At 51.4% G+C, this 26,408-nt stretch carries 18 protein-coding genes; 9 read left to right on the top strand and 9 right to left on the bottom strand.

Features of this window, described 5'->3' with window-relative positions:
• Window positions 1-23: 23 nt before the first annotated feature.
• The gene (gene tyrR / locus ACSF8X_RS12505; RefSeq protein ID WP_500850128.1) at window positions 24-1,559 is read left to right on the top strand and encodes a transcriptional regulator TyrR; all 1,536 of its coding nucleotides are present in this window, start codon (window positions 24-26) and stop codon (window positions 1,557-1,559) included.
• Window positions 1,560-1,634: 75 nt separating this feature from the next.
• On the opposite strand, the gene ACSF8X_RS12500 is transcribed toward tyrR, so the two are convergent.
• On the bottom strand, window positions 1,635-2,123 hold the full coding sequence (locus tag ACSF8X_RS12500) for a methylated-DNA--[protein]-cysteine S-methyltransferase (protein WP_047877172.1): 489 nt from the start codon (window positions 2,121-2,123) through the stop codon (window positions 1,635-1,637).
• Between the two features lie 169 nt (window positions 2,124-2,292).
• Here ACSF8X_RS12500 and rimJ point away from each other — a divergent pair, with 169 nt between their 5' ends.
• Complete coding sequence (rimJ, locus tag ACSF8X_RS12495; protein WP_500851188.1) at window positions 2,293-2,877, top strand: ribosomal protein S5-alanine N-acetyltransferase; 585 nt, start codon at window positions 2,293-2,295, stop codon at window positions 2,875-2,877.
• 88 nt (window positions 2,878-2,965) lie between these two features.
• Here the strand turns inward: rimJ and cydC are convergent, their stop codons facing one another.
• The 4 genes from cydC to ald form a co-directional block, all read right to left on the bottom strand.
• Entirely contained in the window at window positions 2,966-4,687 is a 1,722-nt protein-coding gene (gene cydC, locus ACSF8X_RS12490; RefSeq protein ID WP_500850127.1) for a heme ABC transporter ATP-binding protein/permease CydC, read from the bottom strand.
• Window positions 4,680-6,452, bottom strand: coding sequence for a heme ABC transporter permease/ATP-binding protein CydD (cydD, locus tag ACSF8X_RS12485; protein ID WP_500850126.1), 1,773 nt, complete (start codon window positions 6,450-6,452; stop codon window positions 4,680-4,682). The genes cydC and cydD overlap by 8 nt, the downstream gene beginning before the upstream one ends.
• 80 nt (window positions 6,453-6,532) lie before the next feature.
• A complete protein-coding gene (gene trxB, locus ACSF8X_RS12480) occupies window positions 6,533-7,492 on the bottom strand; it encodes a thioredoxin-disulfide reductase (RefSeq protein WP_047877169.1) in 960 nt (319 codons plus the stop codon).
• 308 nt (window positions 7,493-7,800) lie between these two features.
• Entirely contained in the window at window positions 7,801-8,922 is a 1,122-nt protein-coding gene (gene ald, locus ACSF8X_RS12475) for an alanine dehydrogenase (protein WP_500850125.1), read from the bottom strand.
• A gap of 157 nt (window positions 8,923-9,079) precedes the next feature.
• Between ald and lrp the strand changes: the two genes are divergently transcribed.
• The 6 genes from lrp to ACSF8X_RS12445 all read left to right on the top strand — a co-directional run bounded on the left by lrp (window position 9,080) and on the right by ACSF8X_RS12445 (window position 18,568).
• On the top strand, window positions 9,080-9,574 hold the full coding sequence (gene lrp, locus ACSF8X_RS12470; protein ID WP_047877167.1) for a leucine-responsive transcriptional regulator Lrp: 495 nt from the start codon (window positions 9,080-9,082) through the stop codon (window positions 9,572-9,574).
• A 287-nt stretch (window positions 9,575-9,861) separates the two neighbouring features.
• Entirely contained in the window at window positions 9,862-13,266 is a 3,405-nt protein-coding gene (locus tag ACSF8X_RS12465) for a DNA translocase FtsK 4TM domain-containing protein (RefSeq protein ID WP_500850124.1), read from the top strand.
• Window positions 13,267-13,365: 99 nt separating this feature from the next.
• Window positions 13,366-13,980, top strand: coding sequence for an outer membrane lipoprotein periplasmic chaperone LolA (gene lolA, locus ACSF8X_RS12460; protein ID WP_047877165.1), 615 nt, complete (start codon window positions 13,366-13,368; stop codon window positions 13,978-13,980).
• Between the two features lie 76 nt (window positions 13,981-14,056).
• Window positions 14,057-15,397, top strand: coding sequence for a replication-associated recombination protein A (locus ACSF8X_RS12455; RefSeq protein WP_047877164.1), 1,341 nt, complete (start codon window positions 14,057-14,059; stop codon window positions 15,395-15,397).
• 126 nt (window positions 15,398-15,523) lie between these two features.
• Complete coding sequence (serS, locus tag ACSF8X_RS12450; protein ID WP_047877163.1) at window positions 15,524-16,831, top strand: serine--tRNA ligase; 1,308 nt, start codon at window positions 15,524-15,526, stop codon at window positions 16,829-16,831.
• 363 nt (window positions 16,832-17,194) lie between these two features.
• Complete coding sequence (locus ACSF8X_RS12445) at window positions 17,195-18,568, top strand: YjiH family protein (RefSeq protein ID WP_047877162.1); 1,374 nt, start codon at window positions 17,195-17,197, stop codon at window positions 18,566-18,568.
• Window positions 18,569-18,633: 65 nt separating this feature from the next.
• Here ACSF8X_RS12445 and ACSF8X_RS12440 read toward each other — a convergent pair whose 3' ends face one another.
• From ACSF8X_RS12440 to metG, 4 genes are all read right to left on the bottom strand, one after another.
• Window positions 18,634-19,800, bottom strand: a complete 1,167-nt coding sequence (locus tag ACSF8X_RS12440) for a DUF3103 family protein (protein WP_500850123.1) — start codon at window positions 19,798-19,800, stop codon at window positions 18,634-18,636.
• Between the two features lie 130 nt (window positions 19,801-19,930).
• A complete protein-coding gene (locus ACSF8X_RS12435; protein ID WP_500850122.1) occupies window positions 19,931-20,827 on the bottom strand; it encodes a hypothetical protein in 897 nt (298 codons plus the stop codon).
• A gap of 267 nt (window positions 20,828-21,094) precedes the next feature.
• On the bottom strand, window positions 21,095-22,405 hold the full coding sequence (locus ACSF8X_RS12430; protein WP_047877159.1) for a dicarboxylate/amino acid:cation symporter: 1,311 nt from the start codon (window positions 22,403-22,405) through the stop codon (window positions 21,095-21,097).
• Window positions 22,406-22,946: 541 nt separating this feature from the next.
• A complete protein-coding gene (gene metG, locus ACSF8X_RS12425) occupies window positions 22,947-24,998 on the bottom strand; it encodes a methionine--tRNA ligase (protein ID WP_500850121.1) in 2,052 nt (683 codons plus the stop codon).
• Window positions 24,999-25,162: 164 nt separating this feature from the next.
• Here metG and apbC point away from each other — a divergent pair, with 164 nt between their 5' ends.
• Window positions 25,163-26,254: an iron-sulfur cluster carrier protein ApbC gene (gene apbC / locus ACSF8X_RS12420; protein WP_500850120.1), complete on the top strand. Its 1,092-nt coding sequence runs from the start codon at window positions 25,163-25,165 to the stop codon at window positions 26,252-26,254.
• Window positions 26,255-26,408: the final 154 nt, after the last annotated feature.

The following is a 26,408-nucleotide window of genomic DNA, read 5'->3' as shown; positions in this document are numbered from 1 at the left end:
CTGACACTTTGGAAGAGAAGAATATGAGGCTACAAGTCTTTTGCGAGGACCGCTTGGGGATTACCCGCGAGTTGCTCGATATTCTGGCCAGCCGCCAGATCGATTTGCGGGGTATTGAGATTGACCGTGTCGGTATCATTTACCTTAATTGCCCCGAAGTGGCGTTCGATCAATTCAGCCAGCTGATGTCGCAAATTCGTCAGCTGGATGGGGTGACTGATGTTCGTAAGATTCAGTTTATGCCGACCGAACGTGAGCACAAGGAACTCAAGGCTCTGCTCGAAGCATTGCCTGACCCGTTCTTCTCCATCAATTTGCAGGGGAAAATCGATCTTGCCAATGATGCGGCCGAAACCTTGTTGGGCAAGGCGCGCAGCGAAATTGTCGGTGAATATATCCAGACCTTCGTCGGATTCAATATTCAAAATTGGCTGGAAAAGGAGCAGGCCGCCAAGCGCAGCGAGTTGGTGGTTATCGCCGGGCTGGATTACATCATGGAGATCCTGCCGGTATACGTGGCCGACGAGAGCTACGAGCAGGTACTGGCCAGTGTGGTTATTTTGCTTAAGTCTCTGTCTGAGGCCAAGATGCCGCTGGCGATGCGCAAGCTAAGTGGTGACAACGGTTTCGAACACCTTGTTGGTCAGTCATCCCGTTTTAAGCAGTTGGTTTCGCAGGCCAAGAAGTTGGCAATGCTTGATGCGCCGCTGTTGATTCAGGGTGAAACTGGCTCTGGTAAAGAGATGCTGGCGCGTGCTTGCCACCAGCGGTCATTGCGCCGCGAACAGCCATTTTTGCTGGTGAATTGTATATCGATGCCAGATAGCGCGGCAGAAACGGAGTTGTTCGGTATGGCGGCAACGGCGACAGAAGCCGGCAAGAAGGGGATCTTCGAGCAGGCTGATGGCGGTACCGTTTTCCTTTACGAAGTGGGCGAGATGTCCGAGCACTTGCAGATCAAGCTACTGCGTTTCCTTCAGGACGGCACGTTCCGTCGTGTTGGCGAAGAGCAAGAGATGCGGGTCAATGTCCGGGTTATTTGTTCAACCCAGAAGAAGCTGCCTGACTTGGTAGCGGCGAACCAGTTCCGTGAAGATCTTTACTATCGCCTTAATGTTCTGTCGTTGGTTGTGCCGCCGTTGCGCGAGCGCACAGCCGATATCGTTCCATTGGCTGATCTGTTCTTGTCGCAGTTTGCCCAAGAGCTTCAGCAGCCCAAGCCGGTGATTTCGCCAGAAGTCGCCCAATTTTTGAGTCAGTATGCATGGCCGGGTAATATCCGCCAACTGCGCAATGTTCTGTTCCGGGCAATGACCCAGCTGGAATCTACCCAGATGACCGTCGATGATATTCAGTTGCCAGAGAACGAGTCGGCCACGGTGATCAGCGAGGAAACGCTCGACGGCTCGCTTGACGACATCATGAAGCGATATGAGTCCGGTATTCTGACCAGTTTGTACCAAAGCTACCCGTCGACGCGTAAGCTAGCCAAGCGACTGGGAGTATCGCATACCGCAGTGGCTAACAAGTTGCGAGAGTACGGTATCAACAAGCGCTAGTGGTTTCGGCCACCCAATTAAATCATATCAACAGGGAAGCTTCGGCTTCCCTGTTTGCGTTTGGCTTCTCGCTAATTACCCGTCTGCCGGGAAGAGGGTGATCTCGCCGTTTTCGAGCTGGCGCAGCAGGGTGATGAGCGGTTTGTCATAACGGCTGCTGAGCGAGGATTCGTTATCGGTAGCGACCCGGTGACAAGGGATGATAATAGGGATGGGGTTGACGTTTCTGGCCATGCCGATAGCCTGGAATGCACAGGGATGGGCGATGTATGAAGCGATTTGTTGGAATGAGCGTTGGCTGTTGTAGGGGATTTCGGTGAGTGCTTGCCACACTTGTTTCTGGAAATCGGTACCTTGTGGTGCAAGGGGAAGGGAGAACTCTTTTCGAGTGCCAGCGAGGTATTCGCTGAGTTGGGTGGTGAAAGGGGCCATGAAGTCAGGGTTGCGTTGCCAGCAGTCATTGACGCTGTAACCAGAACTGGCAAGGGTGAGCTGCCTTAGCCCTTGCTCATCGGCGAGCAGGTAGAACCGGCCCAGAACCGAATCGAGATAGTCGTAATACATAGTTCCCACTGTGGTTTGGTATAGGTAATGGGATTATCATAGTCTAACTGGCTGGGTAAATCTTTGACTGAAATTAGTTTCGGTTCTGTCTTTGGCAAATGGGGCTGGCTTAGCATTACTTGCGTATGCTAACGTTTGAACATCATGGATAGCAAGGGGATGGATATTGTTGTTCCACTCTTTTATTACACGCTCGCAGGTCATTGATCTGGGAGATATAACGGTACGGCTGATCACTTCTCGGGATACGGCTGCGATTACGGCTTATTATCAAAAAAATCGCCAGTTTCTCGAACCGTGGGAGCCACTCAGGGAAGATACGTTTTTTACTGCGAGGGGATGGGAGCGGCGGCTTGAGCAGCTGATGAAGTTGCACAAGCATGAAATGGCCTATTATTTTGTTATCGTACCTAAGCAGGATCCCCTACAAATTTGTGGCGTGGTTAACTATAGCAATTTGGTGCGCCATCCGTTTTATGCGTGTCATGTCGGTTATTCGATTGATGAAGATTATCAAGGCCAGGGCATGATGGGGCGGGCACTGGAAGCGACCAATCAATGGATGTTCGATAAGGGCTTTCATCGAATAATGGCCGCCTATATGCCAAGAAACGCCAAGAGCGCAGCGGTATTGAAGAAAAGCGGCTTTGCTATCGAAGGTCGGGCGAAAGATTATTTGCTGATTAACGGCAACTGGGAAGACCATATTCTGACGGCCAGAATCAACCCCGATTGGGCTCCCCCGTTGGGGTAGTCAGGGACAGTTAATACAGGTTTGTTGAAGCGAAAAGACAGAAACGGGAGCCAATGGCTCCCGTTTTGTTAGGCCGAGTGGCTCGGGGTTAGATCCGTTGCCACAACTCGCTGTAACGGCCGCGCTCGGCCAGCAGCGATTCATGGGTGCCTTGCTCGGTGATCGAACCTTCGTCCATCAGGCAAATTTGGTCCATTGCGTTGAGGCCGACCAGACGGTGGGTGATAAACAGCACTGTCTTGTCTTTGGCATGTTCCAGCAATAGATCCATGATTTGTTGCTCGGTACGGCGGTCAAGGCCTTCGGTCGGCTCGTCCATCAGCAGGATAGGGGCATCGTGGAGCAAGGCGCGGGCGATGCCGATTCGGCGGCGTTCGCCACCGGAGATCTGGCGGCCGCCTTCACCCAGCCATGTATCCAGTCCTTTGCCTTCAAGCAGGCTGTTGAGCCCCACCTGTTGCAATACCTGTTCGAGCTCGCTGTCGCTGCCGTCAGGTTTGGCAAGCAGCAGGTTCTCACGCAGTGAGCCATTGAATACATCAACCCGCTGGCTGACCACGGTGATGGCCTTGCGCAGTGATGCCTCCTGCCATTTTGGCAGTGCGATGCCATCTAGGCTAATTTGGCCCTGCTGCGGATCCCAGTTACGGGTCAGCAGCTGGAGCAGGGTGGACTTGCCACAACCGGTCCGGCCCAGCAGGGCGACTTTCTCTCCGGCCTTGATCGATAGGCTGATCGACTTAAGCACGGGTTGGTCACTGCCGTAATAGGTATAGCTAATCCCATCGATATCAATATTCCCGCTGACGTTGGCCTGATGGCCGTCAGGATTGAATGGCGTATCCGGCTCGGCTTCGATGATTTCATTCAAGCGGCGGGCTGAAGTTAACGTTTGGCCGAGGTACTGGAATGCTCCAGCGACTGGCATCATTAACTCGAAGCTGGCCATTGTGGCAAAGGCTACCATCGCGATGAACGGGTCTGGGGCATTGCCGCCGACGCCGTCAGCGGCAATCCATGTAATGAGGACCAAAGCCCAGCCTGTCGCCGCCATCAGGATAGCATTGGCAAGGCCGGTCAGGTTTGCCATCTTGCGCTGGGCATTAAGCAGCGACTGCTGTTCATGCAGTGCCGCTTGATAGTAACGGTCGTCGGCATTGAACAGTAGCAGCTCGGCGTTGCCTTGAATCCAATCAAGCAATTTGATTCGGTAGTTGGCCTTTGCCAGTGTCAGGGCTTCGCCGTTGGCCTTGCCCAAGCGGTAGAAGATAACCGGCAGACTGAGCATTAGTACCAGTAGGATCCCACCAAGGGTCAGGCCGATAGTCAGATCAAACCAAGCAAGGAAGCCGGTAATGGCAATCAGGCCGATAATCCCGATGGTCAGTGGGCTGACCAAGCGCAGGTACACGTGATCCATTGCATCGACATCGGCAACCAAGCGGTTGAGCAAGTCGGCATCGCGGAGGTTGGCCTGACGGCCCGGGATCAGCGGGGTCAATTTGCGGAAGAAGAACAGGCGCAAATCGGCCAGTAGCTTGAATGTCGCATTATGGCTGACAACGCGTTCGCCCCAACGGCCAGCGGTACGGGCCATTGAGAAACCTCGGACACCGGCACCCGGCAGCATGTAGTTGAACGTTTCGCGGGCAATGGTCAGCCCGGCAACGGCCGAGGCGGCGATAAACCATCCTGATAGCGTCAGCAGGCTCATGGCGGCAAGCAGGGTGGCAAGGCCCAGCAGCGTACCTAGGGTCAGGCCGAACCAGTGCTTGCGGTAGAGTTTCAGATAAGGGATTAAATCACGCATCGAGATCCCTCTTGTCAGTATGGGCCAGCATATCGGCCAGCAGGCCGTGTTGGCGAATTTGGTCAAAGTGACCGTTTTGAACCAGTTTGCCGTTTTCCAGCACCATAACGCGATCCATCGACGCGAGTTGGTCGAGGCGGTGGCTGACCATCAAGGTCGACTGGCCGGCGGTGGCGGTTTTTAGGCTGTCTAGCACGAGATGTTCGCTGTTGGCGTCGAGACTGGCTGTTGGTTCGTCGAGCAGCCAGAAGCTACCGCTTTGCAACATAGCACGGGCAACGGCAATACGTTGCGCCTGCCCAACAGACAAGCCGCCTGAGCGGTCGCCAACCTGATGGGCAAAGCCCAGTTCCAGTCGGTCGAGGAACTCTTTGGCGTAGGCATTCTCGGCAACTTGCAGGATGTGCTCATCGGTCGCTAACGGGTTGCCAAGGGCAATATTGTCGCGCACCGTACCATGCAGTAGCAGTGGGTTTTGGCCTACCCAGCTGATGGCTTGCCGCCATTGGCTGGCATCTAGGCTGCGCAGTTCAACGCCATTAATTTTAAGACTGCCACGGTAGGGCAGGAAGCCGAGTAGGGCATTGAGCAAACTGGTCTTGCCGGCACCGCTGGGGCCAACAAGGGCGACCTGCTCATGCGGGGCTAGGGTGAAGCTGAGCGGCCCAGCCAGAACTTGGCCTTCGGGGCTGAGTACTTCCAGCTCGCTGGCCTCGATAGTGATAGTTTCTGGTGATGGCAGGTTGGCGCAGCCTTTATCCATCCCATCGGCTTCGGTATTGAGGAACTCGACAATGGATTCCGCAGCCCCGATTGCTTGTGCCTTGGCGTGATAGAAAGTGCCGAGATCACGGAGTGGCTGATAGAATTCAGGAGCAAGGATCAGAACAAACAGGCCAGTGAAGAGTGAAATCGGTACGCCGTAGTGGCCGAAATTCAGTTCGCCGATAAAGGCAAAACCGAAGTAGACCGCAACGATTGCTACCGAGATAGCAGAGAAGAACTCGAGCACGGCCGAGGAGAGGAAAGCCATCCGCAATACTTCCATTGTTCGCTTGCGCAGTACATGCGAGGCGGCATGGAGGTTTTCGGCTTCAGCTTCGGCACGGTTAAATAGACGCAGGGTCGGGAGTCCCCGAAGGCGGTCATAGAAATGCCCGGATAGGCGCTGGAGTGCCTTGAAGTTGCGGCGGTTGGCATCGGCGGCTCCGAGTCCGACTAGTGCCATGAAAAGAGGCACTAGTGGTGCTGTGATCAGGAAGATCAGGCCCGCAGCCCAGTTAAGTGGGAAGACCGCAAACAGAATGACCAGCGGCACCAGTACCGCAATTGACATTTGTGGGATATAGCGCGAGAAGAAATCTTGCATTTCCTCGACTTGCTCGAGTACTAAGCTTGCCCAGACACCGGCTGGTTTCCCTTTGATATAGGCCGGGCCAAGCTGTTGCAGCTTTTCGAGGATCAGTTGGCGGATATGGAGCCGTATTTGCTCCCCGCAGCGGTAGCCGAATATCTCGCGTCCCCAACTGCAGGCCGCGCGGAGGCCGACGATAACAAACAGGCCGATGAAACTATCGACCAATTGGTACTTGTCGGTATGCTCAATGATGAGTTGGTGGAGGATATGGGCAAGCAGCGCAGCTTGTCCCACCAGCAGCAATCCCGATAAAAAACCAAGGCCGACACTGAGCATCAACCAGCGTTTCGCAAGTTTGCTCTGTGATCTCAACCAGTTGGTCAAATCTCGTTGTAATTGTTTATCCATATAGCTTTCTTGAGTTGCAGGTAATTGCAGCAGGAGCTGAAGGCAAAAACGGCCACCTTGAGGGTGGCCGGTAGTGATGATTATTGTTCTTCGATGGCATCAAGGTAACGCTCTGCATCGAGCGCTGCCATACAGCCGGTACCTGCTGAGGTAATTGCTTGGCGGTAGGTGTGATCCATAACATCACCGGCGGCAAAGATGCCTTCGATGCTGGTCTGGGTCGCGTTGCCGTCAGTTCCTGACTGTACCTTGATGTAGCCGTTGTGCATTTCCAGCTGACCTTCGAAAATAGCTGTGTTTGGCTGGTGGCCGATAGCGATGAATGCACCCATCACTTCGATCGTTTCGGTGGCTTCAGACGCGGTATCTTTGATACGCACGGCGGTCACACCCATGTCGTCACCCAGTACTTCATCGAGGGTGCGATTAGTGTGAAGAATAATGTTGCCGTTTTCGACCTTGTCCATCAGGCGCTTGAGAAGGATCTTCTCTGAGCGGAAGGTCTCGCGACGGTGGATCAGGTGAACTTCAGATGCGATATTCGATAAGTAAAGCGCCTCTTCGACGGCCGTGTTACCACCACCGACAACAGCAACTTTCTGGTTGCGGTAGAAAAAGCCGTCACAGGTTGCGCAAGCAGAAACGCCACGGCCTTTGAATAGCTCTTCGGACTCAAGGCCTAAGTACTTGGCAGATGCACCGGTAGCGATGATGAGCGCATCGCAGGTGTATTCGGCGTTGTCGCCTTTCAGGCGGTAAGGGCGCTGGGTGAAGTCTGTTTCGTTGATATGGTCGAAAATGATTTCAGTCTCGAACTTTTCAGCGTGGGCTTTCATTCGTTCCATCAGGCCAGGGCCAGTTAGGCCATCAGCATCGCCCGGCCAGTTCTCAACTTCAGTGGTGGTGGTGAGCTGACCACCTTGCTGCATACCAGTGATCATGACAGGGTTTAGGTTGGCGCGTGCAGCATAAACGGCTGCGGTATAACCAGCAGGACCAGAACCAAGGATGAGCAGTTTACTATGTCTTACGTTACTCATTACTTCTCCAGGCTGAAATGAGATTATTATCATGTGATGGGTGATTGTAGGTAAATTGCTGCGCCAAGAAAAGGATATTTCCTGATTGGCCAGCGCATTCTGCTTCTTGTTCGAGTGATGCTCAGCGTGATTTTCTGCCTGTTGGTAGGTGGTTATTTTGTCGTTCAGCTGGCGTTTGTGGTATGTAGGGTGGGATAAATAAAACGGCGTACTGTCCTTGATCAAGGACACTGAGGTTAAAATTTTTAAGATTATTTAATTATAATAAATATCAAATAGTTATATGCAATATAGGGTTCACGTTCTACCTAGTGCATGCTCAGGGCGACGGTGGGAACCGTATAGTGAAGGTCGAATGTGGTGGCGACTTCCTTGCAGGTTACCTTGCCATGCATGATATTCATTCCCGAGAGGAATCCTTCGTCATCCAGCAGTGCCTTTTTGTATCCCAAATTGGCAATTTTAGTTACGTAGGGCAAGGTGGCGTTGTTAAGGGCGAATGCCGAGGTTCGAGCAACGGCTCCGGGCATGTTGGCAACACAATAGTGCACAATATTGTCCATAATATAAGTGGGTTGTGCATGGGTAGTTGGGTGTGACGTTTCAAAGCAGCCACCTTGGTCGATGGCGACATCAATCAGTGCTGAGCCTGGCTTCATTTGGCGGACGTGTTCTGCTGTGATCAGTTTAGGGGCCGCTGCCCCGGGGATCAGGACTGCACCGATAATCGCATCGGCGCGGGGGACGAGTTGGGCAATGGCCTCGCGGGTGGCGTAACGTAACTTCACCGCGCCTCTGAATTCGCGATCTAGCTGGCGTAGGGTATCGATGTTGTTATCGAGTAGGGTGACATCTGCCCGCATTCCTACAGCCATGCGGGCTGCATTGGAGCCGACGACCCCACCGCCGAGGATCACGATATTGGCGGGCTCAACACCGGGAACTCCGCTCAGAAGCAGGCCCCGCCCGCCATAAGAATTCTCTAGGGTTTGGGCTGCGGCTTGGATGGACATTCTGCCAGCGACCTCCGACATAGGAGCCAGTAGGGGTAATTTGCCTAGGGTATCGGTCACTGTTTCGTAGGCAATGCAGATGGCTTTACTGTCGATGAGGGATTTTGTTTGTTGAAAATCCGGTGCAAGGTGAAGATAGGTGAATAAAATTTGTCCTTCTCGAAGTGCGGATCTTTCTGCTGCTTGTGGTTCTTTTACTTTGACAATCATCTCTGATCTGGTAAAAACTTCTTTAGCGTCAGAAATAATTTCAGCACCTGCGTTTTCGTAGTCTGCGTCTGACAGCCCAATACCTGCACCTGCTTGGGTTTCGACCAAGACTTGATGACCGAGTGAAGTGAGTTCACGAACACTGCTGGTTACTAAACCGACTCGGTATTCGTGATTTTTGATTTCTTTGGGTACCCCAATAATCATTCCGCTCCCTCCCTTGGCATCCAGCAGTGAAGGCTATTGACAAGGATGTAATTACAGAACTATTGGCAGTATAGTTGGACTTTTAGAGTATTTGATTCTAAATAAGCTAAAGTTGTAGTATATTTTTTTGCAAGGAAGTAAGAAGGTGGAATAAAAAATGGTAGATACCAAGAAAAAACCCTCCAAGGACCTGGATCGTATAGATCGCAATATTTTGAATGAACTACAGAAAGATGGTCGTATCTCGAACGTAGAACTTTCAAAACGTGTTGGTCTTTCTCCTACACCCTGTCTTGAGCGTGTTCGTCGCTTGGAGCGTCAGGGGTACATCAGTGGCTATACCGCCCTGCTGAATCCTCAATACCTTGATGCCTCACTGCTGGTGTTTGTTGAAATTACACTAAACCGTGGTGCACCTGATGTGTTTGAGCAGTTCAACAAATCAGTGCAAGAGCTGGAAGACATTCAAGAGTGTCATCTGGTATCCGGTGATTTCGACTACTTGTTGAAGACGCGTGTATCGGATATGTCTGCATACCGTAAGTTGCTGGGTGAGACCTTGCTGCGCCTGCCAGGGGTGAACGATACTCGTACATACGTGGTTATGGAAGAAGTGAAGCAGACCAACAATCTGGTTATCAAGACCCGCTAGTTCTTTATTTGACGTGTAGAACAAGCAGTCTTTCATCAAGCGGCCTAGTGCCGCTTGATTTGTTTTTGGGCTTGGCGGCAGTTTTTCAGGCGGGGGGTGAGATTTTCAGCACATCCATTAAAAATTTCACCAACTCTTTACGCTTACACCGAGCCAAAATAGCAAAAATAGGTCGCATTTAGTATAAGATAAGGCATTCGTTTTTAATGCGTCTGACGGGCCATTGGCACCCATAATACAAAAATACGGCCCAGACGCTGGCTAGTTGGTTACATCGGAGTGTTTTTTTGAGAAAGCTAAAGGGCAACAGGCAGCCTACATTGCGTCTTTCCGGGGGGCAGCGCTTACTGGAAAGCTTTTTGATTATCGGCATATTGGCCGCGATTTTTTCCATGGTGGCATTGCTGAGCTTTAACCCTGCGGACCCGTCATGGTCGCAAACGGCTTGGGAAGGGCCGGTGCAAAACAAGGCCGGTTCGCTAGGGGCGTTGGTCGCCGATACCTTATTGTTCACCTTCGGATCGTTGGCCTATCCTTTGCCGGCGATTATTATCCTTGGCGCTTGGTTCTTGTTCCGTCGCCGTTCACAGCCGTTGAAGTTTGACTACATGATCTACGGCACCCGCTTGCTTGGCCTGCTGATACTGTTTGTGACCAGTTGCGGTCTTGCCGATCTGAACTTTGACGATATTTGGTATTTCTCGTCAGGCGGGGTGATCGGCGATGTGGTGTCAAACATGGCCTTGCCGTTATTTAACCTGCTCGGCACGACATTGGTGATGATGTTTGTCTGGGCTATCGGTTTTACACTGTTTACCGGCATCTCATGGTTGACGATTGTCGATACCCTTGGTGAGAAAACTCTCGGGGCTCTGGGCTGGTTGATGAACAAGGTACGTTCGGACAAGTCCGAGGTACTGACTCCGTTTGCCGCCGATATTCCAGATGAGCACCAAACAGAATTTGGCCGTCGCTTGGCTGAGCAATCCGCCCAGTTTGAGCAGGAGCCAGATGCCGATGACGTATTGCTGGCATCCAGCAGCCGGGTTGCGGCTCCGGTTGCCAATGACCGCAGTGCGTTTGCTCGCCGTGAACCGGCGGTCAGCGTGCCTGAACCGGTCTCTGAACCAGAGCCGGAAATGAAGATTGTTATGCCTCAGCGCCATCAGGAGCGTTCTGTGAGTACGCCTGAACCGGTGGTTGAGCCGGTGGTGGCCGCTGCTGCAGTAGTTGCTGCGCCAACAGTGGCTTCACTGGTTGAAACGGCGACAACTTCGCCGGTCGTTGAGACGGTGGTTGAGCCGGTTTCCGACATTCAGCCACAATCTAACATCGAGACCTTGGTTTCGACGGCGAGTGAGCCAGAACTGCAGGAAGAAACAACGATAAAACTGGTGACCGCGGATATCGAGCCAGTTGAAATAGTGTCGGTGGCATCAATGCCTGAATACCATGACGCTGAGCCTGAGCCTGAGCCTGAGCCTGAGCCTGAGCCTGAGCCTGAGCCTGAGCCTGTAAATACCCGTGTGGCTGTTGAAGACGTGGAGCTGCCGCGCCAGATGAAGGGAATGTCTATTGCCGATCTTGAGCGCGAACTGGAAAAGGACGAAGACTTTACCATGCACATGGATGATCCGGCAGGGTTAGCCGATCATGAGCAGTCTTTGTCTGATTATGCCAGCGAGCAGGAAAGCCGTTCTGAGGTGCGTAACGCTGCTTCAACGATGTACGGTGCCGTGCAAAGTCACGCCGATCCAGAACCTATAGCAGACGCGTGGCCTGCAGAGCATCAGGCTGGAGCAGAAGCGGATGAAAGCCTATCCGAGGAAGATGAATATGACTATTCATCGTCTGTTCATGCTGGGGTTGATACAACGGAGCCAGAAGATAACGTGGAGACACTGCCGTGGCAACAGGAAGAAAATAACCTTCGCCATGAGCGAGCTGCGGCTGAGCCGTACGCTTTCGAACCAGCGTCACCAGCGCCGGAGAGTGATTTCGAAATAGGTGTTCAGGACGGCATGTCAGAACTTGAGCGCGCCGAGCAGGATGCAGGATTGGTTGATGGCGACGACGGCCTGAGCGACGAAGAGGCCTTCCTCAAGAAGATTCGTGATGCTCAGAAGGCGCAGGCTCATGCAGCTGGTCTTGATAATCCGTTCCTGATGAAGAAAGATGCCGATTTGCCGAAACCAACCTCACCGATGCCGACGGTGGATTTGCTGGCCCCGGCCAAGCAAAACGTTGAACCGGCCAGTGAGGAAGAATTAAAACAGACAGCAAGGCTGGTGGAAGCCCGCCTTGCTGATTACAAGATCAAGGCCAAGGTCGTTGGGGTTTACCCTGGCCCGGTGATTACCCGTTATGAGCTTGACCTTGCCCCTGGGGTGAAGGCGAGCAGAATTTCCGGTCTGGCAAAAGATTTGGCGCGTGCGCTGTCAGCCTCGGCGGTTCGAGTGCTAGAGGTTATTCCGGGTAAGCCGTACATTGGTTTGGAGCTACCGAACGTCAACCGTGAAACGGTCTATATGTCGCAGGTGGTTGCGAGCGATAACTTCCAGAATAAGAAGAGCCCATTGCCTATCGTATTGGGTTATGACATTGCCGGTGAGGCAGTGGTTGCCGATTTGAGCAAGATGCCGCACCTCTTGGTGGCCGGTACAACGGGTTCGGGTAAGTCGGTCGGTGTTAACGTGATGATCCTCAGCTTGCTCTATAAGTGTAAGCCCGAAGACTGTCGCTTTATCATGATTGACCCGAAAATGCTGGAACTGTCGATTTACGAAGGTATACCGCATCTTTTGACCGAAGTGGTTACTGACATGAAAGACGCCAGCAACGCATTGCGTTGGTGTGTGGGCGAAATGGAACGCCGATACAAGCTGATGGCTGCGTGCGGGGTGCGTAACCTTGCAGGCTTCAATGCCAAGCTTGAAGAAGCCGCCGCAGCCGGCCACCCGATCTACGATCCGTTGTGGCGCCCGGGAGACAGCATGGACGAGTTCCCGCCTCGTCTGGAAAAAATGCCAAGCATTGTGGTCATCGTTGATGAATTTGCCGATTTGATGATGGTTGTCGGTAAGAAGGTTGAAGAGTTGATTGCTCGTCTGGCGCAGAAAGCGCGAGCGGCAGGTATTCACTTGGTGCTAGCGACCCAGCGACCGTCGGTGGATGTTATTACCGGCTTGATCAAGGCGAATATTCCAAGCCGAATGGCGTTCACGGTATCGACCAAGACAGACTCGCGTACCATTCTCGATCAGGGCGGTGCAGAATCATTGCTGGGTATGGGTGACATGCTTTACTTGCCTGCAGGTCAGAACCATCCGGTGCGAGTGCACGGTGCCTTTGCCTCGGATGATGACGTCCACAACGTGGTAAATGACTGGAAGGCGCGTGGTAAGCCGCAATATATCGAGGGGATCCTCGAAGCCGATCAGGGCAGTGACGGTTTGCTGCCGGGTGAAGCACCGGTGGGCGGTGATGATGATCTCGACCAGTTGTTTGACGAAGTGGCGGCATTTGTTGCCGAGTCCCGTCGGGGCTCTGTTTCCGGTGTCCAGCGTCGGTTTAAGATTGGTTATAACCGGGCTGCCCGTATTGTTGAACAGCTGGAAGCGCACGGTATTGTCAGCGCGCCGGGTCATAACGGCAATCGGGAAGTGTTGGCACCGCCGCCACCGCGTGACTAGTCAAAGATTATACGATTCGGACGCTGTTCCGAGACAGATAGGAATCAATAGGCCTGCTACGCTCTAGGGCAGGCCGTGAGCAAAAGGTTTGAGAGAATGATGAAGAAGATGCTTCTGGGTGTATTGGTTGCCGCTCCGTTGTTGTGGGCGGGGCAGGCTTTGGCTAACCCCCAGCAGGAACTCAGCGCCCGATTAGGCAAAGTGAATGCGTTTACTGCGGATTTCAAGCAAACGGTGATCAGCCCTGATGGCGATGTACTGGTTGAGGGCGATGGCGATGTGGCGATTAAGCGCCCTAACTTGTTCCGTTGGAATACCAAGACCCCGGATGAAAACGTGCTGATTTCAGATGGCCGGACATTGTGGTACTACAGCCCGTTTATCGAGCAGGTAACTGCGATGTGGCTCAATGATGCGACCGATCAGACGCCGTTCGTACTGCTGACCCGCAATAGCCCAAGTGATTGGCAGAACTACAATGTATCCCAGACGGCAGATACCTTTACCCTGACCCCGAAGGCGGGGACGTCGTCGGCCGGTAAGTTTGTGGTTACGGTAGACAAGGGCGGCGAGGTGCGTAGTTTCTCAGTCGTTGAGCAGGACGGCCAGCGTAGCAATTTCCGTTTTTCTTCGTTTGCCCGCAAGGCACCGGCAGCCAGTGCGTTCACTTTCACCCCGCCTAAAGGCGTGGAGTTGGATGATCAGCGCAACTAAGCCGGGAACACCCAGCGAGATGTATTTTTTAGGTGGTACGCGAGTACCACCTATTTTTGTTTAAGGAGCGGTGAGTTTGAATAACTTCAGCCTGGATTTTTCATCTGATTTCCGTCCGCTGGCTGCCCGTATGCGGCCGCGTACGGTGGCGGAATATATTGGCCAGACCCATATCCTCGGCGAGGGCAAGCCGCTGCGTCGAGCGCTTGAGGCCGGGCATTTGCATTCGATGATCCTGTGGGGGCCGCCGGGGACAGGTAAAACCACCTTGGCCGAAGTGGCAGCTTATTACGCCAATGCCGAGGTTGAGCGGGTTTCCGCGGTGACTTCGGGGGTCAAGGATATCCGGTTGGCGATCGACAAGGCTCGTGAGAACAAGATGGCCGGGCGACGGACAATTCTGTTTGTCGATGAGGTCCACCGTTTCAACAAGAGCCAGCAGGATGCATTTTTGCCGCATATCGAAGATGGCACTGTGACCTTTATCGGTGCGACGACCGAGAACCCATCGTTTGAGCTCAACAACGCACTGTTATCCCGGGCGCGGGTCTACAAGCTTAAATCGTTAGACACCACTGATATTCTGGCGGTGATCGAGCAGGCGCTGACGGACAAAGAGCGTGGCGTTGACGCCGAAAAGCTGGTCTTTGTTGATGATGTCAAGGCGCGTTTGGCCGAACTGGTTGGCGGTGATGCCCGGATGTCGCTCAATTACCTCGAGCAGTTGATCGATATGGCCGACGAGGACGGGCAGGGTTACAAGCGTATTGATCTTGCCTTGCTGGCTGAGGTAGCCGGCGAGAAGATTGCCCGTTTCGATAACAAGGGTGATCTCTGGTATGACATGATATCGGCGGTTCATAAGTCGATTCGCGGTTCGAGCCCGGATGGCGCGCTGTATTGGTTTGCCCGAATGCTGCATGCCGGCTGTGACCCGCTATATGTCGCGCGCCGGTTGCTGGCCATTGCCTCTGAGGATATCGGCAATGCCGATCCGAGGGCGATGCAGGTTGCCGTATCGGCATGGGATTGCTACACCCGGGTCGGCGCTTACGAAGGCGAGCGGGCCATTGCTCAGGCGATTGTCTATTTGGCCAGCGCCCCGAAAAGCAATGCGGTTTATACCGCGTTCAAACAGGCCAAGCTCGATGCGGCCAACTATCCGGATTACGAAGTGCCGCCTCACCTGCGCAATGCCCCGACCAAGCTGATGAAAGAGTTGGGGTACGGGCAGGAGTACCGCTATGCCCATGATGAGCCTGGGGCCTATGCTGCCGGGGAATGCTATTTCCCGCCGGAATTGGCCGGTACGCGTTACTACAACCCAACAAACCGGGGCTTGGAAACAAAAATTGCAGAAAAGTTAGAGTATCTTGCTTCTTTAGATGCAAAAAGCGCGTCAAAACGCTATCAATAATAGGGCTTTTTGGGTATTGTTGAGCAATCGGCGTTAGGTTGCCTAACGCTTTCTGAATTAAAATTATTTAGCCAGCAAGTTGGCTAAATAATGTGCACTTTAGAACATAACGAGCACAGGATTAGCATGCTAGATTCTAAATTACTTCGAACTGAGCTGGACGCAACAGCCGAAAAATTAGCGCGCCGTGGTTTTACTCTTGATGTAGAAGCACTCCGCTCCCTGGAAGAGCAACGTAAGTCACTTCAGGTTAAAACTGAAGAGCTACAGGCACTGCGTAACTCCCGATCGAAGTCCATTGGCCAAGCGAAAGCGAAGGGCGATCACGAAGAAGCTGAGCGTATCCTTGCCGAAGTCGGTAATCTGGGCTCTGAACTGGACGATGCGAAGAAAGCGCTTGCTGCATTGCAGGCAGAATTGGATGCGATCATCCAGACGATTCCAAACCTTCCTGATGACTCTGTGCCTGTAGGCAAAGATGAAAACGAGAACGTTGAGGTTTCACGTTGGGGCCAGCCTCAGACTTACGACTTCGAAATCAAAGACCATGTTGATTTGGGTGAGCTGAGCGGCGGACTGGACTTTGCAAGTGCGGTGAAGATCACTGGCGCACGTTTCATCGTGATGAAAGGCAAGTTTGCACGTCTACACCGTGCGATTGCCCAGTTTATGCTGGATCTTCACACAGACGAGCACGGTTATACAGAAATGTACGTACCGTACCTTGTGAACTCAGACAGCCTGTTCGGTACTGGCCAGCTACCTAAGTTTGGTGCTGATCTGTTCCACACTCAGCCGCTGACTGAGAAAGTGAACGATGAAGAGCCTCGTACCCTGTCTCTGATCCCAACGGCAGAAGTCCCTGTGACTAACTTGCTACGTGATACGATCACAGAAGAAGCTGATCTGCCTGTTAAGATGACAGCTCACACGCCATGTTTCCGTTCTGAAGCGGGTTCATACGGCCGTGATACTCGTGGTCTTATCCGTATGCACCAGTTTGACAAAGTTGAGCTTGTTCAGATCACTCGCCCTGAAGACTCAATGGCGGCATTGGAAGAACTAACCGGTCATGCCGAGAAAGTACTTCAGTTGCTAGAACTGCCATACCGTAAGGTTGTACTGTGTACTGGTGATATGGGCTTCGGCTCTGCGAAGACTTACGATCTGGAAGTCTGGGTACCAGCACAAGAGACGTACCGTGAAATTTCTTCATGCTCTAACATGTGGGATTTCCAGGCTCGCCGTATGCAAGCGCGTTTCCGTCGTAAAGGCGAGAAGAAGCCAGAATTGGTTCACACCCTGAACGGTTCAGGTTTGGCTGTAGGCCGTACAATGGTTGCTATTCTTGAGAACAACCAAGAAGCAGATGGCCGTATCCGCATTCCTGTAGTACTGCGTAAGTACATGGGTGGCGTGACTCACATCGGTTAATCACCGCTATTTGTTTTGAAACCCGGCCTCGGCCGGGTTTTTTTATGTCTGCCGTAAACTGATCGCCTTCTCGTTGCCTTTCATAGAAGGGGGCTGGAATTGTACTTTTTTTCATTGGGGATTGGATGAGTATGGCATGGTTTACTGGTGTGCTAAATGTATGTTTATTGTCACTGGTGCTTCTATCTCAATGAATAAATTAGATTAGAATTATAAATTGTGAATTGATATTCGTTTTTTGTGATTGTTTTTGCTTTCATGGTTGCGTCGTATACGATTGTCGATATAATGGCCTTATTAAGGAATTATGCACTTTTATCGATTTTTTAGTCGTTTGGATTTAATCATTCAGAGAGTAGTAGGATGACGGATACAGTACTAGCCCAGGATAACCATAAAACCAGCCGGAATATGCTGATGTTCGCGATCCCATCATTGTTGGGATTGTTCTTTTTTCTTGCCCCGTTGACGGTGAATGGCGACTTTACGTTTCCCTTGGCCCTGATGGCGAAAGGCTTTAAGAGTCTGATGGGGGAGGCTTTGTTACCGACAGTGGCTGTCGTGATTTGTGCGTCGTCGCTGTTGTCGTTGGCGGCCAGTATTGCTAAGCCGCGCTTTGTAACAAACTCACCATTGTTGGTTCGTTTGTTTGTGCTATCTCCGACATGGTTGGCGATCCGTGGTATTGGTGCGGCATTTACCGTGCTGGCTCTATATCAAGTGGGCCCAGAGGTGGTGTGGAATGGCAATACCGGTGGGTTGGTGCTGAATGATTTGCTGCCTTCGCTCTTTGTGACTTTCTTCTTTGCTGGCTTGCTATTACCGTTGCTGCTCAATTTTGGCCTGCTGGAGCTTCTCGGAACCATGATGAGCAAATTCATGCGGCCGGTATTCCGCTTACCGGGCCGTGCTGCCATTGACTGTATTTCATCATGGCTGGGTGACGGAACCGTGGGCGTGATTCTTACTAGCAAGCAGTACGAGCAGAAGAAGTATACCGCTCGTGAGGCGGCAGTTGTGGCGACTATGTTCTCGCCTGTCGGGATCTCGTTTTCGCTGGTGGTACTGACTCAGGTGGGTTTGGCGAATTACTTTGTTCCTTTTTATCTGTCAGTTTGTTTGTCAGGTGTTGCTGCTGCTGTGGTGATTCAGTACTTGCCGCCACTGAGTTACAAAAAGGATCTGTATATTGACGGATCGGCGCCAAACCGTGATGAAGAATTGGTGCCAGAAGGCCAGTCATCGATGCAGTATGGTATGCATCTGGCGCTTAAGCGGGCGAGTAAAATCGACAGTTTGGGGGCAGTTGCCAAAGAAGGTATCCATAATGCATTGGATATGGTGATCGGTGTCTTGCCGGTAGTGATGGCGATTGGTACTTTGGGATTGATTGTTGCCGAAACAACGCCGTTGTTCTCGATGCTTGGTGCGCCATTTGTACCGCTATTGGAGTTGCTCCATGTTGCAGAAGCTCAGGCAGCAGCCCAGACGATGCTAGTTGGTTTTACTGATATGTATGTACCGTCAATCATTGCCGCTTCGACAATCGATACCGAGATGACGAAGTTTGTTGTCGCAGCGTTATCGGTAACTCAGCTAATTTTCATGTCAGAAACAGGCTCTGTTATTTTAAGCAGTAAAGTACCGGTTAACTTCTTTGAGTTGGTGGCTATTTTCTTGCTAAGGACTTTGATTACCTTGCCGATTATCGTCATGGTAGCACATCTCATATTCTAATAATTATCTATCTCACTCTCTGCTGGCCACCCCGAAGGGTGGCCTTTTTTATGTAAGGGTTTGTGCTATTGGGTCATTGGAATTTCCAACGGCGCGAATGTTGCGGTCGCGTTGTTTGAAGCACCCGGTTGGTCAATCAATTCATCGTTTTGCATGATGGTGTAGTAAAAGTCGACGATGTCATCGTTGTTGGTGAAGGCTTCATCCGGAATAGCTTTTAGAATCGCATCAACCAGTTGGTTAACGATTGGCAGGCTCGCTGCGCCACCGTCAATTTGGCTGGTGATAAGGCCTGTTGCTGCCTTGATAATGCTTTCTGCCAGCTCACGGTAGTTGGTGTTGCTATCATGCTCCATAATGATGATATTTGCGGCTCCCCAGCGGTAGCGCGGCCAGTAAATCATGATTTGGTTCGGGTAGTAGACTTGTTCCTGGTAGTGCGCGTAAGGCATTTCAACGACATCGATGGTCGGCTCGTCGCGGCTTGGGTTGACCCTGCTCACAAAGGCATACATCTCGGCTTTGCCTGAGATCCAAGGTTCTTGGTCATCTTGTACGCTGAATTTCTTCAGAACCGTCGTTGAAAGGAAATCTTCGCTAGCTTTGGGTGCACTGGCCAGTTTAGGCTGGAAGCCAGTAGTCACCATATCTTGGTTGTTGAAGATTGATTGCATGGTGGCAAGACCTGCCCGCATTGCTTTTTGCTCATCGACCCCGACGATAAATACGGGCTGATCAGGCATGATATCGGCTGATCCGATGACTAACTCACCGTGGCTATCAAAGAGATCGATGCTATCGCCGGCTTTTACGTTGTCTTGCTGATAGGTAAACAGGGGCTGCTGGCCTGCTTCGACACCCGGCAACATGGCAGGGTTAGCAAGAGAAACCGTGAGTAGTTTCTCTGGTTGTACAGACAGACCATGCTTGGCAATGATCATTTTTTCAGTGTTGGCCACTTGGGTTGTGAGCTCTGGGATATCAATTGTATCGACGAGCATCGTTAATGGCACATGGGTATTTTCAACGTTGATCTGGTGTTGTAATTGGCTTGAGATCTGCGCATAGTTTGCCCCCAGTTGCTGGGCAATCTGACGCTGGTTTTGCGCTTCGATATTCAGTGAGCCAGTATCGTTTTTCGTTGTGGTGTCTGATTGGCTATGTTGCTCTTGGCAACCAATAAGCCCTAGACAGATTGCGAGCAGTAGGCCGCATGCTTTGAAGTGTTTCATGAGAATCCCTTATCAAAGTGAACGAAAGTGTTCACTTTTAATAAGCGTCTAAAATATCAATCACTTAAAAACATTATGCAACTTTGAGAGAGCAATCGCTTGTGATTGCATGTGTTTTGTCTTGGATCAATTAATGCCCCGAACGCATTTGCTGAATAGGGACGATGGTTGCGCAGTGCTTGTGCTTCATTTCGGGCAGTTTGATCGCAAGTTCATCGCCGAGTTGTTGGAGTATTTCATCAAACAGCATGAACAGAGTATCCGAGACCTCTAGCGAGAAATGGTAAAGCATTGACTGCGTTTGTTGGTCGTTGTTGTTTGAATTCTCAATGTGGCTGACCTGATCAAACAAAGTATCGAGAAGAGGCACTGCTTCATGGTGCTCTGCCGTTATCGCCAGATGATTCATCCGTCGTTTCAGAATATCCATCTGGTGCGTCAGCTCACGCTGCATGGCTGGACTTTTGTGGCTGAACTGCTGGATAGCAAATCTAAAGCGGCTAAGGCTATCGAGGGCATTGAGGGTAACTGGCCATATTGATTGATAGCGTTGGAAGAGCTGGTTGTTGTCGTTGCTGAGCAGGCACTGGGTCAAGGTATCGTCAATGAGGTACATCACATGGCGAATAGCTTTACCATGCGCAGCTTGATTTCGCTGTAATGAGTAGCGCTGCCATTCTTTGGTTAAGGTTTTAAATTGCTTGAGAGTGATGCGATACATTGGCTTGTTACAGGTTTCTGCTTGATTGAGCAAGCTGTGTCCGAGAGCTTCGATGGCTATCGATTCGGTCAGAGGCGTTGGGATGTCATTGTGATTAGCCGTTTTATTCCCGTTTAGTAGGAGTTCGTGAGTATGTCGGCGGTGAAAGCGCAGTAAAAAAATAAGCTGCCGTAAGCCGATAATGATAGTGAACCGGTTATTTAGAGTGAGACGTTGTTGGTGGCGATAGTGCAAGTAAGTAGCCAGTGCCACTAGCGAAAGGACGATAAGCGTAACCGATGCGGTCATAGGAATCCCTCCAGTCATAGAACATTCCTACCCAAGTGAATGTAGGATGTTTGGGTATAGGTTTAATCTGCAAGTGTCAGGCCGTTTTGTTGGTTATATATTTAGGTTTAAAAGTTATTAATTACCAATGTATTACATCTATGCCCAAGAAGTAGCTAATAGGGTGTGCCTGTTTATGGTGCATGAATGCGCCATTAATGTGCAGGAGCAGCTCTGAGGGAGAGGGTAGAGAGTAGATAGACAAAAAGCTCCCAGTGGGAGCTTTTTGTTTTTGAGACGCCGGGGTTAGTGGTTGGTGGCTGGGTGTAGGTGTACTTCCTCGTCTTTTTCGCCAGCATGTGGGTCATTGAAGCGGTTCACGTCCAGCTCCCCTTCGGATTTGGCGACAATACAGGTTACGCAACTGTCACCGGTGATATTCACGGCGGTGCGGATCATGTCCAGCAGGCGGTCGACGCCCATAATCAGTGCGATCCCCTCAACCGGCAGGCCAACTTGGTTCAGTACCATTGCCAGCATGATAAGTCCGACGCCCGGTACACCTGCAGTGCCGATAGAAGCCAGGGTTGCGGTCAGGATCACCGTCAGGTAGTCCCCCATAGTCAGGTCGATATTGAAGGCTTGGGCGATGAAAGCTGTCGCTACGCCTTGCATGATCGCCGTTCCGTCCATATTAATGGTGGCTCCCAGAGGGATTGTGAATGATGCGATGCGGTTGTTTGACCCAAGGCGTTTTGTGGCCGTTTCCATAGTCACTGGGATCGTTGCGTTGGATGATGCGGTCGAGAAGGCGAACATTACCGCGTCTTCCATTTTACGGAAGAAGGTTTTGACGCTCAGTCCGGTAAATAGCTTGAACATGGCACCGTAGACGACAAGGCCGTGGAGCAATAGTGCGGCACTAAGGACAAGGAAATAGCCCAATAGGTTGAAAATGGCATCCAACCCCAGCCCGGTAAATAGCTTCGCCATTAGGAAGAACACGCCGTACGGGGCAATGTTCATGAGCAGCGCAACTAATTTCATTATCACGTCATTGAGATCAGCAAACACAGCGGCGATGCGCTCGCCGGGTTTGCCTGCGGCGCTGATAGCGATGCCGAACAAAATCGCAAACACGATGATCTGAAGGGTATTGCCGTTGGCCATTGAGCTGATCGGGTTGGTCGGGAACATGTCGATGATAACCTGACCTAGCGATGGTGCTTCTTTGGCTGCAAAGGTTGTCGCGGCGGACAGGTCGGCCCCTGCACCGGGCTTGAACAGGTTACCCATGCTCAGCGCTAGGGTAATGGCGATGGCCGTGGTGGTCAGGTAGAAGGCTAGGGTTTTACCACCTAGGCGTCCAAGTGTACTGATGTCTTTCAGGGTACTGGTACCACACACCAGTGAGACGAATACGAGAGGGACAACCAGCATTTTCAGGCTGGCAATAAAGATTTTCCCGCCAACTTCAAACAGGCCGTTGACGATGTATTCGTGGACAAAAGAGGATTCCGCAAAAAGAGAGCGAATAATAAACCCTGTTAGGATGCCGAGTACCATTCCGAGAATAACTCGGCCGGTGAGCGACATTTTCTTCTGCTGTGCTTGCATGAATAAAACACTCCATATAATTATTCACTCGGATATTCATTGTCCGAGTGCGGAGCAGGTTATCAGTCTCTTTGGTGTTAATGCGAAGTAAAATAGTGTTCGATGGTCAAAGTTATGTTTCAGATCACGTTTTTTTAGACAGGATGATATTCTGAAAACAATAAAATTAACCTTCCATTAACTAATCACCATGTTTGCGAGTGATTTTTATACTGGTTGAATTGCGCATGTAGTGATATATCGGTTTTTTCCTATTGAAAATGGCAGTTATCAAATAAAGAGAATAATGCTTGTTAACATATTGAAAGTTGGCATATTCGATGGGAGGCAGGGGTGCGTGATATTGCGTGTAATGATTTTGTTGATTCTTTTTGCTTGGAGGGTGTTTTTGTTCGTATTCTATGGTTTCCCCATAATTCATATTGTTGAATAAATGATGAATAACTCACTGGTGTGATTGGAAATAATAGGAAGGGATAGAATGTGGCGGCAATAAAAAAGGAGCCGAGAGGCCCCTTTTGAAGTGTCGTTGTAAGAGGACTTACATTACACGCATACCTGGCTGTGCACCTTCGTGTGGCTCAAGGATCCACAGATCTTTGCCACCGGGGCCAGCAGCTAGGATCATGCCTTCAGACATGCCGAACTTCATCTTGCGTGGTTTTAGGTTAGCAACAACAACCGTCAGTTTGCCTACAAGCTCTTCTGGGGTGTATGCCGCTTTGATACCTGAGAATACCTGACGCATCTCGCCACCGATATCCAGCTGGAACTTCAGCAGTTTGTCAGCTTTTGGCACAGATTCGCATGACACGATCTTGGCGATACGCAGATCAACCTTGGCAAAATCGTCAAATTCGATCTCTGCTTCGATTGGCTCTTTGCTTAGCTCAGTTTCGGTCTTCGCCGCTTCAGCCTTCTCTTTTGCTGCCATTTCAGCTGCAGCGTCTTCTTTAGATGTTTCAATCATGGCTTCTACGTGCTTTGGATCGATACGGTTGAACAGCGCCTTGAACTTAGTCACTTCGTGGCCAGTTAGCGGCTGTGCGATACCTTCCCAAGTCAGGGTTTCGTTCAGGAATGCTTCAGTACGCTCGGTAAGCTGAGGCATAACTGGCTTGAGGTAGGTGATCAGAACGCGGAACAGGTTGATGCCCATTGAGCAGATATCCTGTAGTTCTTGATCTTTGCCTTCTTCTTTCGCCACAACCCACGGTGCTTTCTCGTCCACGTACTGGTTGGCTTTGTCAGCCAGAGCCGTAATTTCACGGATAGCACGGCCGAACTCGCGGTTTTCGTAAAGCTGGGCAATACGATCTGCAGCGGCAACGAACTCTGCGTATAGCTCAGGCTCTGCACAGTGCTCGGATAGCATGCCGTCAAAACGCTTGGCGATAAAGCCGGCGTTGCGAGATGCCAAGTTAACGATCTTGTTCACCACGTCGCTGTTTACGCGCTGGGTGAAGTCTTCCAAGTTCAGGTCAAGGTCGTCGATACGGTTGTTCAGCTTGGCTGCGTAGTAGTAACGCAGGCATTCTGGATCCAAGTGCTGCAGGTAAGTACCGGCTTTCACGAACGTACCTTTTGACTTGGACATTTTCGCGCCGTTTACGGTTACGTAGCCATGTACGAATACGTTGCTTGGCTTGCGTAGGCCTGCGCCATCCAGCATTGCTGGCCAGAATAGGCTGTGGAAGTAAACAATGTCTTTACCGATGAAGTGGTAAAGTTCAGTTTGGCTGTCTTTGTTCCAGAACTCGTCGAAGTTCAGGTCATCGCGCTTGTCGCACAGGTTCTTGAATGAACCCATGTAGCCGATAGGGGCATCTAGCCAAACGTAGAAGTACTTGTTGGTCTCGCCTGGGATCTCGAAGCCGAAGTAAGGTGCGTCACGAGAGATGTCCCACTGTTGTAGGCCAGACTCGAACCACTCTTGCATCTTGTTGGCGGTCTCATCCTGAAGGGCACCTGATGTGGTCCACTCTTTCAGCATGGTTTCGAACTGAGGCAGGTCGAAGAAGAAGTGCTCGGAATCCTTCATCACCGGCGTCGCACCAGATACGGCAGATTTCGGGTTGATTAGATCCGTTGGGCTGTAGGTTTCGCCACAGTTGTCGCAGTTGTCGCCGTACTGGTCTTCCGCTTTACATTTCGGGCAGGTGCCTTTTACGAAACGGTCAGGCAGGAACATTTCTTTTTCTGGGTCAAACAGCTGAGAAATGGTGCGGCTGGTAATGAAGCCTTTTTCTTTTAGCTGGTTGTAGACAAAAGAAGCCAGCTCACGGTTCTCGTCGGAATGTGTGCTGTGGTAGTTGTCGAAACTAATATCGAAGCCAGCAAAGTCAGCTTGGTGCTCTTTGCTCACTTCCGCAATCATCTGCTCAGGTTCCATACCCATCTGCTGGGCCTTAAGCATGATTGGAGTGCCGTGTGCATCGTCTGCACAGATGAAATGAACTTCGTTGCCGCGAAGGCGCTGATAGCGCACCCAGATATCCGCTTGGATATGCTCAAGCATGTGTCCAAGGTGGATCGAACCGTTAGCGTACGGTAGGGCGCAGGTCACCAGAATTTTTCTTGGATTTGCAGCCATATGTCTTGTTTCGCTCATGATGGGTAAAAAAACGTAAGGTTAGATACTACCTGATGGAGTCGGCATTGCCTAGGAGGATCTGTTGTTTATCAAGGTAAATAGAAAGCGATAAACGGGCATTGGTGATAGGATGAAAAGAAAGTACAAAAATGGAGCGCTAAAACATGAGTAGTGATGCGATGACCCGCTTCGAAAGTGTTGCCGATATAACCCGCTGGTTGAATCAGTTCGAACATCCTTGGCTGCATGAAGAATGGGCAGATACCCCTCATTTGGTGTCGGTGTCGGCCGATGGAACGGTATCGGTTAATTTGCCCTTTGCCGCAGCGACCATGGCCGAGTTGCTTGAGCAGTGGATCGCGACCCAGAAACAGCTGCACCATATTCCGAGCGACAGTCGTTTTGATGTCAAGATTCGGGTCGCCCCGCTGGCTACAGGTGACAAATCGCCGTTGCGCGGCGTGAAGAATATTATCGTTGTTTCCTCGGCCAAGGGGGGCGTTGGCAAATCAACGACATCGGTCAATTTGGCGTTGGGTCTGCGAGCACAGGGGGCCAAGGTCGGCTTGCTCGATGCCGATATTTACGGCCCGTCTGTTCCGATGATGCTGGGGACGGTGGACGAAAAGCCGAGCTCGGCCGACGGTAAAATGATGTTGCCAATCGAAGCCCACGGCCTATATACCAATTCTGTCGGGTATTTGGTGCCCGCTGACAGTGCCACTATTTGGCGCGGTCCGATGGCCTCCAAGGCTCTGTCGCAGATCATCACCGAGACTTGGTGGCCGGATTTGGACTATTTGGTGATCGACATGCCGCCGGGCACGGGTGATATCCAACTAACCCTGGCCCAGCAAATCCCTGTTACCGGGGCGGTAGTGGTGACCACCCCGCAAGATCTGGCTCTGGCGGATGCGATTAAGGGTGTGAATATGTTCAATAAAGTCGATGTTCCCGTATTGGGGGTGGTCGAAAACATGAGCTACCACATCTGTAGTAACTGTGGTCATCACGAAGCTATTTTCGGCACGGGGGGAGCTGAGAAGATGGCGCACGAGTACGCGGTACCGTTGCTCGCCCAGCTTCCGCTGCATATCCAGATCCGCGAGGATATCGACAACGGGCAGCCTACCGTGGCCTCCGCGCCCGAATCGGATCATGGTCAGGCTTATATTGAATTGGCCGGTTCCGTTGCGAGTCGTCTATTCTGGCACGGCACTCCCGTTGTAGAGCAGATCACAATTCGTACAATGTAAACCATTGCGTTAGGCTAAATCGCAGAGGATTTAGACAAATAGGGCAGATGCCTCATTTTTACTGGCATCTGCCTATACATCTGCCTATAATCAGGCGGTTTATTTAAGCCTAATTATCCATTTTGTTGTCTGCCGGGTTAAGGGTAAGCCTGTG

This window comes from Photobacterium panuliri (assembly GCF_059920555.1).
This window is presented reverse-complemented; position numbering and strand designations above follow the sequence as displayed.

Excerpts from the sequence above, each read along its gene's own strand:
- ACSF8X_RS12430 (WP_047877159.1), bottom strand. The coding sequence starts at position 22,405 with ATGCAAGCACAGCAGAAGAAAATGTCGCTCACCGGCCGAGTTATTCTC.
- ACSF8X_RS12435 (WP_500850122.1), bottom strand. The coding sequence starts at position 20,827 with ATGACTGGAGGGATTCCTATGACCGCATCGGTTACGCTTATCGTCCTT.
- cydC (WP_500850127.1), bottom strand. The coding sequence starts at position 4,687 with ATGCGTGATTTAATCCCTTATCTGAAACTCTACCGCAAGCACTGGTTC.
- serS (WP_047877163.1), top strand. The coding sequence starts at position 15,524 with ATGCTAGATTCTAAATTACTTCGAACTGAGCTGGACGCAACAGCCGAA.
- ald (WP_500850125.1), bottom strand. The coding sequence starts at position 8,922 with ATGATTATTGGGGTACCCAAAGAAATCAAAAATCACGAATACCGAGTC.
- trxB (WP_047877169.1), bottom strand. The coding sequence starts at position 7,492 with ATGAGTAACGTAAGACATAGTAAACTGCTCATCCTTGGTTCTGGTCCT.
- lrp (WP_047877167.1), top strand. The coding sequence starts at position 9,080 with ATGGTAGATACCAAGAAAAAACCCTCCAAGGACCTGGATCGTATAGAT.
- apbC (WP_500850120.1), top strand. The coding sequence starts at position 25,163 with ATGAGTAGTGATGCGATGACCCGCTTCGAAAGTGTTGCCGATATAACC.
- ACSF8X_RS12500 (WP_047877172.1), bottom strand. The coding sequence starts at position 2,123 with ATGTATTACGACTATCTCGATTCGGTTCTGGGCCGGTTCTACCTGCTC.
- metG (WP_500850121.1), bottom strand. The coding sequence starts at position 24,998 with ATGGCTGCAAATCCAAGAAAAATTCTGGTGACCTGCGCCCTACCGTAC.
- tyrR (WP_500850128.1), top strand. The coding sequence starts at position 24 with ATGAGGCTACAAGTCTTTTGCGAGGACCGCTTGGGGATTACCCGCGAG.
- ACSF8X_RS12440 (WP_500850123.1), bottom strand. The coding sequence starts at position 19,800 with ATGAAACACTTCAAAGCATGCGGCCTACTGCTCGCAATCTGTCTAGGG.
- ACSF8X_RS12445 (WP_047877162.1), top strand. The coding sequence starts at position 17,195 with ATGACGGATACAGTACTAGCCCAGGATAACCATAAAACCAGCCGGAAT.
- lolA (WP_047877165.1), top strand. The coding sequence starts at position 13,366 with ATGAAGAAGATGCTTCTGGGTGTATTGGTTGCCGCTCCGTTGTTGTGG.
- cydD (WP_500850126.1), bottom strand. The coding sequence starts at position 6,452 with ATGGATAAACAATTACAACGAGATTTGACCAACTGGTTGAGATCACAG.